Raw genomic sequence first — 17,849 nt, forward strand, 5'->3', positions numbered from 1 at the left:
TAATTAATTTTCAGAATAATCGACAAATACTTCTCAAGATGTAGGTAATAAGACCTTACTTTATTGGATTAATTTCATAAAAGATTACAAAAAAAAGACCGGCATCTGCCAGTCTTTTCATACATTAACTCAATTGTTGAACCGTAAATAAATCATAATACGGACCTTGCTTTTCCATTAATTCTTTGTGTTTTCCTATTTCGGCGATCTTACCATGATCAATAACAATGATACGGTCAGCATGAGTGATTGTAGACAACCGATGTGCAACGATGAACGTTGTACGGTCTTTTGCAAGCTTTTCAAGCGCTTCTTGAATAAGATGCTCACTTTCTAAATCAAGTGCAGAGGTTGCTTCGTCTAAAATAAGAATCGGCGGATTTTTCAGGAATACCCTTGAGATAGCAACACGCTGCTTTTGGCCGCCTGAGAGCTTTACTCCCCGCTCTCCTATTTTAGTATCGTATCCTTGCGGCAAATTCATTATAAAATCATGTGCATTCGCTGCTTTAGCGGCAGAGATCATCTCATCGTCTGTAGCATCTGGATTTCCCATGAGGATATTCGCGCGAACAGACTCACTGAACAAAATATTATCCTGCAGAACCATACCGATTTTATCGCGTAAAGACCTTACCTGAAAATTGCGTATATCTGTGCCATCAAGCTTGATGCTGCCTTCTGTTACATCGTAAAACCTCGGAATCAAACTAATTAACGAGGACTTTCCTCCCCCGCTCATACCGACCAGGGCTATCGTTTCCCCAGGTGCAACAGATAACGAGACGTTATGCAGTACATCTGCTTCTTCCTCATTATAGGTAAAAGAAACATTTTCAAAGTCCAATGCTCCTTTTACATTGTTAAGAGGCTTTGCTCTAGGCTTATCCTCAATATCATAGGATTCATCCAAAAATTCAAACATTCTGTCCATTGAAGCAATGGATTGTGTGAGTGTGGTTGATGAATTTACAAGACGTCTTAAAGGATTATATAGCCTGTCCATATAAGCAACAAAAGCTACTAAGGCACCGATCGTGATGTTCCCGCTGATGGCCTGATAGGCAGCAAATCCGATTACAAGCAGTGGAGCAATGTCTGTTACTGTGTTAACAACAGAGAATGTTTTTGCGTTCCACTTTGTATGATCCATTGCTTTATTTAAAAATTTCGTGTTTCGTTTATCAAACTGAACTTGTTCATGATCTTCCAGCGCAAAGCTTCGAATAACTGACATCCCTTGAACACGTTCATGCAGATGACCTTGAACTTCAGCAAGTGCCTGTGAACGGTCTTTCGTCAGCTGGCGAAGACGGGCATAGAAAAATTTTACCGAAAACGCATAGACCGGTAGCATCGATAAGGCGACGATGGTGAGCCAGAAGTCCATGGAAAACATAATGGCTACAGCTATAATAATGGTTGCCATATCAAGCCATATATTCATAAGGCCGGTGATAACAAACGTTTTCGTCTGTTCTACATCATGAATCACTCTTGAGATAATCTCTCCTGATTTGTTGTTTGAATAGAAGCGAAGACTTAACCGCTGAATATGATCAAACATCTTATCACGAATATCATAAAGAATTTTACTTCCGACCCACTGCGCATAATATTGTCTCCAATATTCAATCGGCGGACGAAGAACAACAAATATAACAGCGGCACCGCCCATCAGCCAATACAGCTTATTCATCTTTTCATCAAATGGCAATGAGGTCTGAATAATGTCGTCCACCACATATTTGAGGATGAGGGGAGTCATTAAAGGAATCCCGAATTTGGCAAGACCAATTAAAATTGTCCAGAAGATCTGCCACTTATAGGGTTTTACAAAAGCCAAATATCGCTTAATACTATCCATGCATATCACACCATTCTGTATTCATAAAGAAAACTTGGCATCTGCCAAGTTATTCTCGTAATGAGTAAAAAAAGGATAACCCGCTGACTATTCAACAGGTTTTCCTTTTTAACGAAATTCTAAATATCTTTCATACCATTGTTCCACAAATCCAGGTTCAAAAGGTCCTTTTTTCTGTGTAACCATCATGATTAACTCTTGAAGATTTTTTTGAATGATCGTATCCAGCTGACTCGGATACCTCATCATTCTTTTGTGAAGCTCATATTCGTCTTCATCTAATAAGATATAAGTTCCATCTGGAAAGACTTTAATATCTAAATCATAATCAATATACTTTAAAGCTTCCTTGTCCCACATAAAAGGGGAGCCAAGGTTGCAGTAATAATAAATACCATCTTCCCGTATCATGCCGATCACATTAAACCACTGCTTGGAATTAAAATAGCATATAGCAGGTTCTCTTGTCCGCCATTGACGGCCGTCAGATTCGGTAACCAAGATTCGGTCGTTACCGCAGATAACCTGACTGGGAGTCCCTTTCAGAATGACAGTATCCTCCCAGTTACGGTGGAGGTAGCCATTATGTTTGTAGCTTTGAATATTGATTATACTTCCGGTTGCAGGAAAACTCATCTCTCTCTCCTTTCTGCCCGAGTTCCGGAAGCTAATGTTACCTATTGAGTTGCTGACTCTCCTTTCTTCAAACCATTTGTCGGTAATTCACCAGCTCCATGTTTAAACCTCGTTCTACGTTTGTTTTTTTATTCCCGTTCATTACTTTCTTACAAAACACGCTTTTTTTCTCTACTTTATTATATCGTTTTAAGAATAGTTTGGAAATGTACTTGTCCCTGTTTTTTAAAAATAAACGCCTTTTTTATAATAATTCCGCTTTATTAGTATTCCCATCGGTTATGTATAGAAAACGTACTGGTTTTTAATTGGCTTTTTCTTATTCATTGTTGCTCTTGAATGTGGTTGATTTCCGTTCCAGGTGCTCGCTTTCCACGTGGCGTGCGGTGAGCCTCCTGCCGCTTTGTGCCATTAGGAGTCTCATCCTGACCGCTTCAAGGAAGTATCCTTGCTCCTGCGTCAAAAAGTAAATGCTACTGAAGTGAGCTTCCTAGCGAGAAGCTTCCCAGGTGGTAGGCACGCACCTTGCGCTCCAATCAACTTGCAGATGAAGAGAGAAATAAAAACCAAAAGCAACAATCCTTTAGAAAAAACCCTTTAAATAAAAAAATAAACCAAAAAATGCCCCCTAGTGATTAGGGAGCATTCTTGGGATAGAGGTTATTTTTGTTGTTGGTTCTTACCTTGTTGAGACTGTTGGTTTTGCTGACGAACTTCCTGAGCGTTAGTTTCGCTAGCAAATTCAGTTCCGTAAGATTGACCAGCTTGAGACTGTTGGTTTTGTTGACGAACTTGTTGAGCGTTTGTCTTAGAAGCTTGTTGTTGTCTTTGTTGTTGTTGTTTGTCCATGTTTTTCACCTCCACGAAATATAATTTACCCGGGGCAGACGTGTTTTATAAGGAGTTTTTATTAATAGATATTTCCAGTATTAAAAGTTTAAAAATTGGGGGATAAATGAATGATTACATTAATTTAAGGAGGATTGAAATCATGTATGTAGGAAGAGATATGACCGAATTGAGTATGACCAGCAAAAATGAATGGAAAGACGAAGAACTCGCCTATTTTCATCACTCTCTGCAGCAGATGGCTCCTTATCTAAACGAAGAAGGCACAAGTATTCACAGAGAGATCATAAAAGAAATCGAAGCTCGCGGCGGCTTAAAGCGCGGTGAAGCGGATTGGACACACGGGACCGAAGTTAAATATGATTGATTAAGGTGGATCCCCAAGCGTATGCTGGGGATCTTTTTAATTTATGGGTGCTCATAAAATCGTATGGCGAGCATAAATTCCGTATGGCGAGCATAAATTCCGTATGGCGAGCATAAATTCCGTATGGCGAGCATAAATTCCGTATGGCGAGCATAAATTCCGTATGGCGAGCATAAATTCCGTATGGCGAGCATAAATTCCGTATGGCGAGCATAAAAACAAGCCCCAGCGTTTCCGCGGGGCTTGTTTTTCATATTTCCATTAAAAATTGCTATAAGACTGTCCGCCATCGACGTTCAGTGTACTGCCAACGACCCAAGAAGCTTTCTTAGACGCTAAAAATACTGCAACATTTGCAACTTCTTCCACTGTACCAAAACGTCCAGCCGCAATATGTTCTTCAACGAAAGCATTTATTTTCTCAGGATCATGTTCCAATCTTTTTTTCCAATTTCCGGTTTCATGCAAAATTGAACCAGGAGCTACCCCATTAACACGAACACCTTTTGAAATCATTTCATCACCAAATGATTTCGTGAAGGAGATCATTGCCGCTTTACTTGCGTTATAAGTTGGCTTTCCGCCTGATTCCCGGCCGAAGATAGATGAAATATTAATAATAGCTCCACCATCAGCATTCCCACTCATCACTTCGGCAGCTTTCTTGCTTAAGTCCACAGCTGACAAAAAGTTCAGATGCATCGCTTCTTCAAACTGCTCCATGCTTGTTTCCATTACCGTTGATCCATTGCTGCCGCCCGCATTGTTAACGAGGACATTAATCGTACCAAACTTCTCCAAGAAGTCTTTCATTACTCGCTCGCGATCCTTTTCGTTCGTTACGTCCCCTTGAAAAATCTCGATGCCTTCTTTTTGAGCCGATTCCAAATCACTCAAGGTCCTTCCGACAATTCCAACTTTTGCGCCTTCTTCTAAAAATGCATAAGCAATCGCCTGGCCGATGCCTTTAGATCCGCCTGTAACGAGGACTGATTTTCCTTCAAGTTCTAAATTCATACAATGATTTCCTCCTTTATAAGCCGGATAATTTTTTGATGAGAAACAGGGAATGGATACTGATCCAGTTCGTCTGCTGTTACCCACTTCCAATCCTTCGGCAGCTCTTCAATATCTTCTAGCAGTTTTCCTTGCCATATATTGATTTCCCATTTTAAGTGTGAAAAAACATGCTCAATATAGCCTGCCTTTTCCTCAAGAACAACCTTAACGCCAATATTTTGATCCAAATATCCTTTTAATGCTTCTGTTTCTGCATTCTTGTTTTCACCAACATATTCCGTATTCGGAAACTCCCACATGTTTGCGAGCAGACCTTCTGAAGGTCTTTTGTGAATAAGGAAACGTCCATCTTCTCCACTTAAAATTCCTGCAGACATCTTTGCTTTTCTGACCTTTGTTTTCCCAAGCTTAACAGGGAGCTCATGCTGCATTCCCTGATTGAAACCTTTACAAAGCTCTCTCATTGGACACAGCAAACACGCTGGTGATTTCGGAGTACAGATCAATGCACCAAGCTCCATCATCGCTTGATTAAAAGAGGATGGATCCTCATGAGATATAAGTTCACGAACTCCTTTTTCAAATAAGATCCGGGTTCTCGGCTTACTGATATCTTCATCTATTAAAAGTATTCTCGATAAAACACGCATCACGTTGCCATCGACAGCAGGCTCAGGAATTCCATATGCAATACTTAAAATAGCTCCTGCCGTATAAGGTCCAACACCTTTCAAACCCGCAATTTCCTTTGGTGTATCAGGCACTTTTCCGCCATAAGATTCGCATACTTCTTTTACAGCGGTTTGTAAGTTTCGAACTCGGGAATAATAACCTAAACCCTCCCAAGCTTTAAGTACTTTCTCTTCATCAGCATAAGCAAGATCTTCAAGGGTAGGAAAGAGGCTGGTAAACCGTTCGAAATAAGGAATAACAGTATCTACTCTTGTTTGCTGAAGCATGATTTCGGATACCCAGACACGGTAGGGATCCTGGTTTTCTCGCCAAGGCAGAGTGCGCTTATTTTCACTATACCAAGTAAGCAATTGTTCTTGAAATTGTTTCACATATGACGCATCGAGGGAAAATAAACTATTACTTGTTGTGTTCAATTTAGAAATCTTCCTTTATGTTCATTTTTTCAAACGCCCAGCAGTGAATTTTTTCTGCTCCCCCTGACACAAGCGGGAAAAGTTTTGAAAAAACAGGGTGCTCTCTAGACGTACGTTTTTCTTTTATCGTCTCATATGCTGCTTTATCTATAACCTTAAAATATTCAACATAAAGCGACGGCTGATCCGCAGCCCTGTACCATTGAATATCGGCTGCGCCTAGTTTTTTAAGCTCATCAATCACAGATGTCATTTCGTACTCATATGATTGAAGTGTCTCTGGATTTACTTTATACTCCATAAAAACTGTTAACATTAACTTTCACTCCATTCCCTACATAGGAGGTGGTCGCCTTGGATACAGGCACACATATTGTGATGGGGTTGGGATTAGGCGGTTTAGCCATGCTGGACCCTGCAATAGCAAATGATCCAGCGACATCCCAAGCCATCCTTGCCGGGACTTTAATCGGTTCCCAGGCTCCTGATTTTGATACTATTCTAAAGCTAAGAAATAACGCAGTCTATATTCGCAACCACAGGGGTCTAACTCATTCCCTGCCTGCATTGGTGATCTGGCCGCTTCTATTATTCGGCTTTATATCATTATTTGTTCCGCAGGCTGACAGCGGAAAGCTGCTCTTATGGACCGCTATAGCTGTTTTCCTGCATGTTTTTGTAGATATATTTAACGCTTATGGCACACAAGCCTTGTATCCTGTATCAAAGAAATGGATTGCTTTAGGTGTGATCAGCATCTTTGATCCGTTTATCTTTTTCCTTCATATCGCCGGTCTGCTCCTTTGGTATGTGGGAGTAAACCCAGGATACACGTTCTTGACCGTATATGCCATTCTAGTCTTTTATTACATCTGGCGCATTCTTGCTCGTCAAAAGGTTAACAAAATTGTTTTGGAAAAAATTCCTGAAGCAGAAGAAATTTATGCAAGCCCTACCATGCGCTGGGGACAATATCATTTGGCCATTAAATCTAAGCATGAATTTTTCGTTGCTGGCTTAAAAAATGGGAAAGTGACGATCTGGGACACATTTGACAGGCTTCCAATTCCGGAGACAAAAATCGTCGATGCGGCAAAATTGGATAAAAATATTTCGGCCTTTCTTTCCTTCTCACCTGTTCACAGATGGGAAGTTGAAAAGAACGATCATGGTCATATGGTCCAATTTATTGATCTCAGGTACAGAAGTAAAGGTCACTATCCCTTTGTGGCCATGGTCCAGCTCGATGAAAATCTGAACATTATCACATCTTATACCGGATGGGTCTACTCAGAAGACCGTCTTAAAAAGAAAATGGATTTCTCACCGATGGATCTTTTAAACAACAATGAATAAGTAAAGAGACGGGCTCAGTTAATCGGCCCGTCTTTTTTAATGAATCGCTGAAATTTTGGGTTGCTGGAAAAGTACTCGTGCAGCTTGTGGCCGTAAGAATTAATGAGCTGTGTCACCATTTTCTCAGTTACATCTTGTCCCTCATATTCCCTGCCTGCTTTTGCCCGGGTTGATTCAAAATCTTCCCATAAACCTTCCACCCATTCCCTGGATTCTTGATAACTTAGGCCCGGGTTCACTTTTTGAAGCATTTTTGCTAATCTGTCAAAACGCTCTTCCATTATTCTCCCTCCTTATCCAATTTTTAAAGAAAGTCCGTCACATAAAGGTTTCTATTACGTTTCATACTAGTTGAGAACCGATTTAAAGGAGGTAATACCACATGCGAAATAAATCGAAAAACTTCCCTAATCGGATCTCCTTCTCAGGTGAGCCGAGAGCAAAAGAAGAGTTCTCTTCTAAACGGCCAGATGGATCAACTCGCGACCATCCACAGGAGCGAATGTTTTTATCCAATCAACACCGAGATGATCAGTAACTCTTGCGGTTATGAATTTCATTCTGGGGGGTGAATCAGTTGAACAAGAAAGATTACTTCTCATCAACACGATTTAACGGAAAATATTCTGACCCCTTTCACTCTCCGCGTGCCAATTCGAAGCATGCATACAACCAAGTGAATGGGGAGACCCAGCAAGCATTAAATAACTATGTGCTTGAAATTCAAACACGTAAGCGTTCATAGTGAAGAATAAAGAAGCGGTCCTGTTATCGCTTCTTTATTTATGTTTCGTAAAGCTTTGTTGTTCTTGAAAGTGGTTGATTTCCGTTACAGGTGCTCGCTTTCCGGGGGGCGTGCGGTGAGCCTCCTGCCGCTCTGCGCCATAGGAGTCTCACCTGTCACACTCGTCCCCCAGGAGTCTCGCACCTTCCACTACAATCAACTTGTCGAAGTAGTCTTTTACAAATCCTTTAGTTATTCCAGCACCGAAATCGGCAGTGCCTCTAAATTACTTTGTTTATTTTTATAGCCCCAGGCAAAAATACCATTTAGGTAAAGAACCGAAAAAGTGGATCCCGGATCTCCCTGTATGTTGTATTCTTTTCCGCTTTCAATGGTTGCAGGATCCATCAGATAGCATTTAGCCATCGCAATTTTGCGTTCATGAACTGCGTACTCACTTACCATGCCCATTTGTTCTGCTTTTTGTGCCTTTGCCCTTAAAGAAGCAATTTCTGCTCTTATTTCAGACTCAGTCATCTCGCTAAATCTTTTTTCCATTTGAATCTTTCCTCTCTTTTCTGTACGCTGAAACGTGGATTCAAACCTACTTTACATAGGAGTGATTATATTGAATAAAACAGTCATCATTACAGGCGGCGGTTCAGGTCTTGGCTTGGCTTTAGCAAAGCAATACAGCAAAGAATTTAATGTATGCCTGATCGGACGAACAGAAACGAAACTTCATCAAGCCGTAGAAACCCTATCACAAAATGATAATCGCGTTTCTTATCAAGTTTGCGATGTTGCCGATTATGAGCAAGTACAAACCACTTTATATGCAATATTTGAAAAAGAATCTGTACACCTTTTAATAAACAACGCCGGAACTGGTGTTTTTGAACCTTTAAATGCCTTAACAAAAGACGATATTGAACTCATGATCAATACAAATGTGTATGGAACGATTTATCCTACACAAGCTGTTTTCCCTCAATTTCAAAAACAAGGCTACGGCAAGGTTATGAACATTATCTCCACTGCCGGCCTAAGAGGTAAAGTGAATGAGTCTGTCTACTGTGCGACTAAATTTGCCGTGCGCGGTTTTACAGAAAGCCTCGTTAAAGAATGGGAAGGAACCGGTATATTCCCCACAGCTGTCTATATGGGCGGCATGGATACGCCATTTTGGAACGAGACAGATCACATCAAAGACCGTTCTCGTTTAAAATCTCCAGAAACCGTGGCAAAAATGATTTTTGATCAGGACGATAACCGTTCAGAAATTTTTATAGATCGTTAAGCTCGTCTCCATTTAGAACTTCTGATATAACAGAGGAATCAAAGCCCTTGCTGTACAGAAAACGTTTCATGCGTGATTCGTACTCATACCCGCTGTATTTCTTATATTTTTGATGTGCTTTTTTCGCATGAACCAGCAGGGCTTCTTTTTCTTCTTCAGGACTCTGGCTGATCTTTGCCTCTTGGAAAGCCATCTCGATCACTTCCCAATTGAATCCTTTTTGCTGAAGCTGCTGAGCGATTTTTTGTTTTTGTTCTTTCTCAGAACGTTTTGCATTGCTTCTGAATTGTTTTTGAATAAACTTCACGGACGCTTCAAGCTGTTCCTCATATGTGAACTGGTCTAGCGCCTCTTCAGTATCACCCTCGCCAATGCCCTTTTTCTTAAGCTCCTGGCGGATAGCACCTGGCCCTTTAAAAGAAGTGTTCATCCGGGTTTTCACGAACGAATCCGCAAATGTTTTATCATTAACAAAATCGTACTCTGATAATTTATCGATTACCCTCTTGATCGTGGACTCAGTAACTTCTTTTTTCTCAAGATACGCTTCTATTTCATGGACAGTCCGCATTCGATAAGACAAAAAGTGAAGTGCTTTATTAAAAGCTTTTCGATACTCATCTTCTTCGATGATTTCTTGCCATTCATCCTCATCGATCTCCATACCTTTTTGAAGCTGGAACTTTATTAAAACGTCAGCATCTACACTAAAAGCGAACTCTTCTTTTTTTCCTTTTTGAATAAATACATTAAATCGTTCATCATTTTTTTGCTGAGCAGAAATCCTTGTTATAACAGCCATCTACCCACCTTCTTTCAGCTTATATTTTAACATAAGTCTTCTCCCAGTTAGAAAAAATACCCCTTTTAACGTTATAGGAACAAGGGAATTGAATAGCAAGAGGTAAATAGTAATAAAGATAATGTTGAGAGGAGTCTATTATGAAAAACATTTTAATATCCGGCGGCACTGGATTTGTGGGGAAACATATCACAGATTTACTCACTAAAGATCAGTATAAAATCTTTATTCTAACAAGAAATGCAAATAACAAACCTAAACAAGAAAACGTTACTTATATAGAATGGCTAACTCCTCAAAGCATGCCAGAAAAAAATCTTCCCAAAATCGATGCAGTTATTAACCTTGCCGGTGAATCTATCAATGGCAGATGGACTGAAGATAAAAAGCAAAAAATTTTAAACAGCCGTTTAAAAGCAACGGAATCTCTATTAGATCTTGCAAAAAAACGCTCTGAGCCTCCTTCTGTCTGGATCAACGCATCTGCAATCGGCTATTATGGAACATCTGAAAAAGAAGTATTCACAGAACAAACCACACAGCATGGATCTGACTTTTTAGCTGAAGTCGTTAAAGCATGGGAAATAAAAGCCAGCGCAGCGAAAGACCTAGGATGCAGGACCGTTTTTACCCGTTTTGGACTTATTTTAGGCCATGACGGAGGTGTTCTTCCTCAGTTAACTCTTCCGTACCGTTTTTTTGCAGGAGGAACTGTAGGATCTGGTGAACAGTGGGTTTCATGGGTGCATGTTGAAGATGTTGCCCGTTTAATAAAAGAAGCGCTACAGAACGATAAATACGAAGGTCCCGTAAACGTTACAGCTCCTGGACCTGTCACGATGAAAGAGTTTGGCCAAGTTACAGGAGATGTGATGCACCGGCCACACTGGCTGCCTGCCCCTTCATTAGCCTTTAAGCTTATATTTGGTGAGATGAGCATGCTGATCCTAAAAGGCCAGCAAGTCCTCCCAGAAAAAGCGATAAACTTAGATTTTTCATTTAAATATCCTCACCTAAAGGGGGCTTTACATGATTTGTTACAATGATAATAAAAACAATTTATCAGGTGACACATTATGAAAAAGTTAATTCAAAAAGCAAAAGTATATCCTATTACGAGCTCTGAGCTGGAACAAGGAGATGTCTTAATTGAAAACGGCAAGATTATTGCTGTTGAACCATCGATTGAGCCTTCTTCTGATATGGAGATCATACATGCAGAAAATCTTCATCTCCTCCCAGGCTTTATTGATGTACATACACATCTAGGTCTATACGATGAAGGAACAGGCTGGGCCGGAAATGATGCCAATGAAACACATGAGGTGCTTACTCCACATATTCGTGCGATCGACGGCTGTCATCCTCTAGACATTGCATTTAAAGATGCTGTAAGATTCGGGGTTACAACCGCCCACATCATGCCTGGAAGCGCAAATGTGATTGGAGGCACGACTTCAGTTATTAAAACACACGGTCATGATATACGGGAAATGATTATTAAAGAAACGGCTGGTCTTAAAATCGCATTAGGAGAGAATCCTAAGCGTATCCATAGCGGACGGCACAATGATTCCATTACCCGTATGGGAATTATGGGTATGCTTCGTGAAGCTTTTTATCAAGCCCAAGGTTCTGCTTATCAAGATAATCTCCGTGTCGCTCCGATTGTTGCTGCATTAAATCGTGAGATACCTGTCCGTATTCATGCTCACCGGGCAGATGATATATTGTCAGCCATCCGTTTTGCAGAAGAGTTTAACCTGGATTTCCGGATTGAACATTGTACAGAGGGACACTTAATTGCTGATTCGCTGAAAGATCTTAATCTAAAGGTCAGTGTTGGACCAACATTAACCCGAAAGTCCAAGATTGAACTAAAAAACAAAACATGGGATACGTATCGCATACTATCTGAAAATAATGTCGAAGTTTCGATTACAACCGATCATCCTTATATTCCTATCCAATATTTGAACGTTTGTGCAGCTATAGCAGTACGGGAAGGATTAAGCGAAAAAAAGGCGCTTGAGGGAATCACGATTGCACCTGCCAGAAACCTTGGAATAGCGAATCGTGTCGGTAGTATAGAACCTGGGAAAGATGCTGATTTATCCTTATGGACGGAGCATCCGTTCCACTTTTCGGCTACCCCTGTTATGACGATGATTGAAGGCGAAATAATTTACAAAAAATCTACAAAATAACTATTTTCTTTTTTAGAAAAATGTCTTATGATACAAGAAGAGCAACATGCGGATTTCAAATAATCCGGTTTAACTTAAAAGTGCTCTTTTGAACACCAAAATTATTTTCATAAATTAAATACTGAGCAAGGGAAGGCAATTGGTGCGCCACCAGCTATGACTGGTCCTAGTGGGTTCGATTCCCACCCCGAATTAATTTTTATTCTTAATTCGAGGGTGGGGGATAATTCTGCCCTCTAGGAGGGATTAAATTGTTGAAAAAGCGTGATTTATCAGACAGTCATGTTCTTTACAATTTAATGGTGCACCCAGACGTCTTCCCTTTTGTACGTCAAAAAGCTGCTTCTTTTGAAGAATTCATGTTCTTAACGAAGCAAACGATTGAGGAAGAAGACCAAGGAAAAATCATTTCCAGAACGATTTTGGATGAGTGGCATAATCCTATCGGCACCATTAATCTATTCGATGTTCAAGATGGTTACGGGTTTCTTGGAACTTGGATCGGTCAGCCATACTTTGGCAAGGGTTATAATAACTTAGCAAAAGAAGCATTTTTTTCTGAGTTATTTTATGAAAGGGATATTCATACCGTATTTATGAGAATCCGAAAGGTAAACGTTCGCTCACAAAAAGCTGCAGAAAAAATTCCTTATGTGACACTTGCAAATGAAACACGTAAGGATATTTACGACCAGCTCAATCAAGGCGAAGAAATTTATAACCTTTATCAGATTGAAAAAGATAACTATTTGATGCATCAGCTTCGTACTCAGCCGCTTGAAGTGGCAGAAGAGCAATTAAAGGAAGCTTAATACACGAAACAAGTTAATAAAGCTTGCACATACTAAGACCACCCTCACCTTTTGAGGGTGGTTTTTTTGTTTCATGAAAGAAGTTGATTTCCGTTGCAGGATGCTCGCTTTCCGCGGGGCAGGCGGTGAGCCACATTTGTACGTTTCACTTTTAAGTGTCTTACCTGCCCGCCTGTCCCGCAGGAGTCTCGCACCTTCCACTCCAATCAACTTGTCAATGAGGTATTTATAAAAAAAGCTAAACAAATTTTAGCTATTTATTTTAAGGAGGTCTTTATTATGAAAAGCAGCAAACGTGAAGCTAAAGAGCGAAATAATGATTTAACTAAAACGCAAGAAGTCACTTACAAAGAGGAATTAAAATCTGCAGAATCTGTTGCAGAAACTAAAGAAATGACAAATGAAGACTATTCATAAGTGGTGAATTCTTCCTGTATCAGATTTTAGTATTCTGCACATTCTAAGTTCGAGGACAAGTTCCTCACTAGCTTTTGATTTACGTTTCAAACATTGTATATCTTTAAGGAGGTATTTTTGTGGAAAAACGTAACCGAAAGTCCCCATCGCACAACAAAGCTAATGCTTCACAAGCCAAAGGACTTGACGTCGAGTACTCAAGTGAATTGGCAGATCAAAACGATCTTGAAGCGCAAGCTCGTGCACAAGCCGCTGACCGACGCCAGAAAAAAGGCCGTCGCTAAGTGCAAAAAGACCTGCTGGGATAGCAGGTCTTTTTTTAATATAAGGAATTTCCCAAAGTGCATAACTTGTGGATAAAGTTATCAACAACTATGTGTATATTGTGAATAACTTAATTAACCATACAAATGATTATGTGCAATTCTGTGCAAAAATTGTGGATTATACACAGTTTCTGTGGAAAACCATGTGGATAGTGTGTATATATCAGAATTTTTAAAGCAATAAAATTATTATTTTACTGAAAGCTCTTTTATAATTTTTGCTGGATTTCCACCTACAACTGCATTATCTGGTACATCTTTCGTAACTACTGCTCCAGATGCAATTACCACATTGTTGCCGATTTTTACCCCTGGATTAATAATTGAACCGCCTCCGAGCCAAACATTATCACCAATATGAACAGGCTTTCCAAATTCTTTACCTGAGTTTCGTTCATCAGGATCTAATGGATGTGTTGCCGTATAGATGTGAACTCCGGGGGCGAGCATGCAGTTATCTCCAATACTGACTTTACAAACATCTAAGATTGTACAATCAAAGTTTGCATAGAAGTTTTCCCCAACATGTATGTTGTACCCGTAATCACATCTGAAGTTAGGCTCTATACCAATGTTTTCATCCGTTGAGCCAAATAGTTCTTTAATCAGCTTACTCCTCTTTTCGGCCTCGTTCTCGAGAGTTGCATTGTATAATCTTGTTAACCTTCTGGCTTCTATGCGCTCTTTCTCTAATTGCGGATCATTTGGCAGATACATTTCGCCGTTAATCATCTTTTCTTTTTCTGTAGTCATAAAAATCCTCCCCATGCTATCCTGGTGTTATTTTAAGACCAACGTACAAACAGCTTCTACTTGTGCGGTTTGCGGAAACATATCCACAGGCGTTATATTCTCCACTTCAAATCCTTTAGTTATCAACATGTGGACATCTTTTGCTAAAGTTGAAGGATTACATGAAACATAGACCATTCGTTTAGGTTTTATCTTAGCAACTGTTTCAAGAAATGCTGGATCACAGCCTGTTCTCGGCGGATCTACAACGATCACGTCAGGATGCCATCCTTCTTTCAGCCATTTAGGGAGCAGCTTTTCAGCTTTTCCCGCTTCATACTGGGCATTCGTAATTCCATGTTTCTCAGCATTCTTTCTTGCATCTTCTATTGATTCTTTAATAATGTCCATACCTCGTACTTCTTTTGCCCCATCAGCTAGCCACATTCCAATGGTTCCTGAACCGCAATAAGCATCTACCACCTTTTCTTTACCTGTCAGTTTGGCCTGCTTTTTTACTTCATCATAAAGTTTAACCGTCTGCTGCGGATTTAATTGAAAAAAAGCACGTGCAGACAGTTCAAAGCTAAGATCTCCTAAATGCTCTGTTATCGTATCTTTACCGTATACACCCTCTGTTTGATTACCAAAAATTAATGATGTTTTTTCTTCATTAACATTTTGAACAAACGAAGTTACTTGCGGAAGACGTTTTTTGACCTCTGCTATGAAAAGTTCTTTTTTAGGAAAAGCTTCTGTAGCAGTAACAAGAACAAGCTGTATTTGATCGGTACGAAAAGCAGTACGAACCACAATTGTTCTTATGCTCCCTGTACGTTTTCTTTCGTTATAAACAGGAAGGTTAAGATCGCGTATGATCTGTTTAACCTTGTTCGTTACAATGTTGGTATCTTCGTGCTGAACCAGGCAGTGATCAATATTGATCAGTTTATGAGAATTGCTGCTGTATAGCCCAGCGATGACTGTATCATTTATTTTGCCTACTTGAAACTGGCTCTTGTTTCGGTAATACCATGGTTCTTTCATTCCAATCGTTTTCTCTAGAGGAAGTTTCTCTTTAGAAATTTTGGTGTATCGTTCAAACGCCTGAGCCACAATATCTCTTTTTTCTTTTAACTGTGACGGATAGGTTAAATGCTGAAGCTGGCATCCTCCGCACTCCTCATAAATCGGGCATGGCGGAGTTGTCCGGTTTTTTGACTTCTTTTTAATCTTTTTAATTTTCCCCTCTGCTCTGTTTGGGAAAACTTTTGTGATTTCCACCTGAATTTCTTCACCAGGAAGAGCACCAGGAACAAATACCACCTGGCGTTTATAAAATCCGATTCCTTCTCCATTGATTCCGAGTCGTTTGATCGAAAGCGGAAACGTTTGACCGATTTTCATGATTGGATTTTCTTGCTTTGTATATTTCATATTTTTTCACTCATTTCTTCGCTAAGAAGTTGCTTTTCTTATTGTAGACGAAACGAACCGCTTCTACCAACTTCATCTACACTTAAATAGGCAGTGAGTTTTTTTGAAAAATCAAATATATCACTTTATACCGATTGAATAGAGATAAAACCCATAGGGGCTATAGCCAATCCAAAAGAAGATGCTACTGTAAATAAAAAAGAAAAGGACAAAAAGAAGTGGTCCCTCACCTGGTCCGATGAATTTAACAAAATTCAAGAACATATGATTATACTTCTGCCAAATTAAAAACGAAAGGGTTATTCAGCCAAACATAGGGAAGATACAAGGTCAGAGCTAAATTTCTTCTTGGGAAAAGTACGCATACTCCTGTTGGCAGCCATACCATTTACTTAGATAACGTTGAGTTGAAAGTATAAAATAATTTTTTACTACGCTCTTTTCTAAAATATTGTTGCTTTCAAATACTTATCTTCTTTGTTAGTTGGTTGGAGTGGAAGGTGCGAGACTCCTCGAAAATGAAAATCACATTTTCTTCGTGCGATATATCGCTGCCGGAGCCTTCCTTGTCCTGCGGGACAGGCGGGCAGTGAGACACTTAAAAGTGAAACGTATGGATGTGGCTCACCGCCTGCCCCGCGGAAAGCGAGCAGCCTGGAACGGAAACCAACTACTTTCAAAAGCAACAAAGTTTACGTTAACAGCCTTTTATTAAGACGCTTAAATTAGAACCTTGTTGATAAGCCAGGTTGATTTTAAGCGTTTTTTATTCACAAAAAAAGTGCCTTTGTATTCATACAAAGGCACTGTTTAAGGGTGAAATAATAAGGGAGGGGCAGACTTTTTTATCTGCAAGTCATCAAGGCTTTTAAATGTATACCCTCTCTTTTGAAGAGCTTCTATCGTTTTCTCTAATGCATCCGCATTGTCTTTTGAAACGGTATGCAATAGAAGAATGCTGCCTGGATGGATCTGTTTCATTATCTGGTTGTAAGAATACTGCCAACCACGCTGTTTGTTGGTTTCCCAATCGAGAAATGCAAGTGACCAAAACACATGAGTGTAGCCTTCTTTTTTAGCAAGCATAATCGTTCTTTCACTGAAAACACCTCTAGGCGGCCGCAGATAGTGCATATCTGTTCTACCGGTTAGTTCCGTGTATCTCAGCTTTACTTTTTCTAATTCATTTTTTAATCGTGAATCAGAAACTTGTGTTAAATCTGGATGATGATATGAATGATTACCTACTATATGCCCTTCTTCAGCCATTCTTTTTATTAGGTGAGGGTGAGTTTTCATAAATTGTCCGGTTACAAAAAAGGCAGCAGGGACTTTGTTTCGTTTCAATACATCCAGCACATTATCTGTATATCCGTTTTCATACCCATTATCAAACGTTAAATAAATGTCTTTTTTGGTTGAATCTCCCATAAAAAGACTGTCATATTTTTTAATGAGTTCAAGATATCTCGAATCAGTGGTCGGTGGAGTTTCTTTCCCCTTTTTTTCAAAAAACCACTCCAGTCTTTGATTCGATACACCTCGTTCGGCATAAGTTACATGTGATTGGGTGAAAAATAAGATGGAAACCAAAATCAGGCACAGGAGCCGGTTGATTTTCATAAGAACTTTCCTCCTTCAAACGACAACCTATACCTTTATTGTGTTTTGATTCACCGAAACCATGCTAGGGATATTAAGGAAACCTCTGAGAGTTTGTGCAATTTATAAATTAGGGAAATGAAATCAAAAGTTTTGATGCTCAATCCAAAAGTTTTGAGCTTCAATCCAAATATTCCGCCTTCCAATCCAGAAGTTTTGGGTATTTATCCACAAGTCGACACAGCTAGACATATTTCGACTTTGTGATTCTCTGCCGCTCAGCGCT

Annotated in this window: 22 protein-coding genes; 10 read left to right on the plus strand and 12 right to left on the minus strand. The window is 39.8% G+C overall.

Annotated features, from left to right (window positions below; translation table 11 throughout):
- Positions 1-124: 124 nt before the first annotated feature.
- The 3 genes from UN64_RS16320 to UN64_RS16330 form a co-directional block, all read right to left on the minus strand.
- Positions 125-1,867, minus strand: a complete 1,743-nt coding sequence (locus UN64_RS16320; RefSeq protein ID WP_077364722.1) for an ABC transporter ATP-binding protein — start codon at positions 1,865-1,867, stop codon at positions 125-127.
- A 108-nt stretch (positions 1,868-1,975) separates the two neighbouring features.
- Complete coding sequence (gene ntdP / locus UN64_RS16325; protein ID WP_077364724.1) at positions 1,976-2,503, minus strand: nucleoside tri-diphosphate phosphatase; 528 nt, start codon at positions 2,501-2,503, stop codon at positions 1,976-1,978.
- A 660-nt stretch (positions 2,504-3,163) separates the two neighbouring features.
- Positions 3,164-3,352, minus strand: a complete 189-nt coding sequence (locus UN64_RS16330; protein ID WP_066286207.1) for a gamma-type small acid-soluble spore protein — start codon at positions 3,350-3,352, stop codon at positions 3,164-3,166.
- A 142-nt stretch (positions 3,353-3,494) separates the two neighbouring features.
- Between UN64_RS16330 and UN64_RS16335 the strand changes: the two genes are divergently transcribed.
- A complete protein-coding gene (locus UN64_RS16335; RefSeq protein WP_066286205.1) occupies positions 3,495-3,719 on the plus strand; it encodes a hypothetical protein in 225 nt (74 codons plus the stop codon).
- Positions 3,720-3,980: 261 nt separating this feature from the next.
- On the opposite strand, the gene UN64_RS16340 is transcribed toward UN64_RS16335, so the two are convergent.
- The 3 genes from UN64_RS16340 to UN64_RS16350 are packed head-to-tail and all read right to left on the minus strand — an operon-like array spanning position 3,981 to position 6,164.
- On the minus strand, positions 3,981-4,736 hold the full coding sequence (locus UN64_RS16340) for an SDR family NAD(P)-dependent oxidoreductase (RefSeq protein ID WP_077364726.1): 756 nt from the start codon (positions 4,734-4,736) through the stop codon (positions 3,981-3,983).
- Positions 4,733-5,848: an A/G-specific adenine glycosylase gene (gene mutY, locus UN64_RS16345; RefSeq protein ID WP_245802062.1), complete on the minus strand. Its 1,116-nt coding sequence runs from the start codon at positions 5,846-5,848 to the stop codon at positions 4,733-4,735. Before mutY ends, UN64_RS16340 begins: the two co-directional genes overlap by 4 nt.
- A gap of 1 nt (position 5,849) precedes the next feature.
- The gene (locus UN64_RS16350) at positions 5,850-6,164 is read right to left on the minus strand and encodes a hypothetical protein (protein WP_077364730.1); all 315 of its coding nucleotides are present in this window, start codon (positions 6,162-6,164) and stop codon (positions 5,850-5,852) included.
- 38 nt (positions 6,165-6,202) lie between these two features.
- Between UN64_RS16350 and UN64_RS16355 the strand changes: the two genes are divergently transcribed.
- Entirely contained in the window at positions 6,203-7,204 is a 1,002-nt protein-coding gene (locus UN64_RS16355; protein WP_077364732.1) for a metal-dependent hydrolase, read from the plus strand.
- Positions 7,205-7,218: 14 nt separating this feature from the next.
- Here UN64_RS16355 and UN64_RS16360 read toward each other — a convergent pair whose 3' ends face one another.
- Positions 7,219-7,485 carry a YfhJ family protein gene (locus UN64_RS16360; RefSeq protein WP_077364734.1) on the minus strand — a complete coding sequence of 89 codons (267 nt, stop codon included), beginning with the start codon at positions 7,483-7,485 and terminating at the stop codon, positions 7,219-7,221.
- Positions 7,486-7,586: 101 nt separating this feature from the next.
- Between UN64_RS16360 and sspK the strand changes: the two genes are divergently transcribed.
- Both sspK and UN64_RS16370 read left to right on the plus strand, forming a co-directional pair.
- A complete protein-coding gene (gene sspK, locus UN64_RS16365; RefSeq protein ID WP_066286185.1) occupies positions 7,587-7,742 on the plus strand; it encodes a small, acid-soluble spore protein K in 156 nt (51 codons plus the stop codon).
- Positions 7,743-7,781: 39 nt separating this feature from the next.
- On the plus strand, positions 7,782-7,949 hold the full coding sequence (locus UN64_RS16370) for a YpzG family protein (RefSeq protein ID WP_077364736.1): 168 nt from the start codon (positions 7,782-7,784) through the stop codon (positions 7,947-7,949).
- Between the two features lie 231 nt (positions 7,950-8,180).
- On the opposite strand, the gene UN64_RS16375 is transcribed toward UN64_RS16370, so the two are convergent.
- Positions 8,181-8,486, minus strand: a complete 306-nt coding sequence (locus UN64_RS16375; RefSeq protein ID WP_077364738.1) for a YfhH family protein — start codon at positions 8,484-8,486, stop codon at positions 8,181-8,183.
- Between the two features lie 61 nt (positions 8,487-8,547).
- Here UN64_RS16375 and UN64_RS16380 point away from each other — a divergent pair, with 61 nt between their 5' ends.
- Complete coding sequence (locus tag UN64_RS16380; RefSeq protein WP_306460386.1) at positions 8,548-9,228, plus strand: SDR family NAD(P)-dependent oxidoreductase; 681 nt, start codon at positions 8,548-8,550, stop codon at positions 9,226-9,228.
- Here UN64_RS16380 and recX read toward each other — a convergent pair.
- Positions 9,215-10,030: a recombination regulator RecX gene (gene recX / locus UN64_RS16385; RefSeq protein WP_077364743.1), complete on the minus strand. Its 816-nt coding sequence runs from the start codon at positions 10,028-10,030 to the stop codon at positions 9,215-9,217. The genes UN64_RS16380 and recX overlap by 14 nt on opposite strands.
- Before the next feature lie 140 nt (positions 10,031-10,170).
- On the opposite strand from recX, the gene UN64_RS16390 reads away from it, so the two are divergent.
- From UN64_RS16390 to UN64_RS16405, 5 genes are all read left to right on the plus strand, one after another.
- Positions 10,171-11,076: a TIGR01777 family oxidoreductase gene (locus UN64_RS16390; protein ID WP_077364745.1), complete on the plus strand. Its 906-nt coding sequence runs from the start codon at positions 10,171-10,173 to the stop codon at positions 11,074-11,076.
- A 30-nt stretch (positions 11,077-11,106) separates the two neighbouring features.
- A complete protein-coding gene (locus tag UN64_RS16395; protein WP_077364747.1) occupies positions 11,107-12,237 on the plus strand; it encodes an amidohydrolase in 1,131 nt (376 codons plus the stop codon).
- Between the two features lie 251 nt (positions 12,238-12,488).
- Positions 12,489-13,049, plus strand: a complete 561-nt coding sequence (locus UN64_RS16400; protein WP_077364749.1) for a GNAT family N-acetyltransferase — start codon at positions 12,489-12,491, stop codon at positions 13,047-13,049.
- Positions 13,050-13,328: 279 nt separating this feature from the next.
- The gene (locus UN64_RS20990; protein WP_156774208.1) at positions 13,329-13,466 is read left to right on the plus strand and encodes a hypothetical protein; all 138 of its coding nucleotides are present in this window, start codon (positions 13,329-13,331) and stop codon (positions 13,464-13,466) included.
- Between the two features lie 119 nt (positions 13,467-13,585).
- Positions 13,586-13,750 (plus strand): YfhD family protein, encoded by a 165-nt coding sequence (locus UN64_RS16405; protein ID WP_077364751.1) that lies wholly within the window; start codon positions 13,586-13,588, stop codon positions 13,748-13,750.
- Between the two features lie 231 nt (positions 13,751-13,981).
- Here UN64_RS16405 and UN64_RS16410 read toward each other — a convergent pair whose 3' ends face one another.
- The 3 genes from UN64_RS16410 to pdaA all read right to left on the minus strand — a co-directional run bounded on the left by UN64_RS16410 (position 13,982) and on the right by pdaA (position 17,584).
- On the minus strand, positions 13,982-14,545 hold the full coding sequence (locus UN64_RS16410) for a sugar O-acetyltransferase (RefSeq protein WP_077364753.1): 564 nt from the start codon (positions 14,543-14,545) through the stop codon (positions 13,982-13,984).
- Between the two features lie 27 nt (positions 14,546-14,572).
- Entirely contained in the window at positions 14,573-15,961 is a 1,389-nt protein-coding gene (rlmD, locus tag UN64_RS16415; RefSeq protein WP_077364755.1) for a 23S rRNA (uracil(1939)-C(5))-methyltransferase RlmD, read from the minus strand.
- 810 nt (positions 15,962-16,771) lie between these two features.
- On the minus strand, positions 16,772-17,584 hold the full coding sequence (pdaA, locus tag UN64_RS16420) for a delta-lactam-biosynthetic de-N-acetylase (protein ID WP_077364757.1): 813 nt from the start codon (positions 17,582-17,584) through the stop codon (positions 16,772-16,774).
- Positions 17,585-17,849: the final 265 nt, after the last annotated feature.

Origin of the sequence: Fictibacillus arsenicus (assembly GCF_001999465.1) — a bacterium.
In the GTDB taxonomy this organism is placed as follows: Bacteria; Bacillota; Bacilli; order Bacillales; family Fictibacillaceae; genus Fictibacillus; species Fictibacillus arsenicus.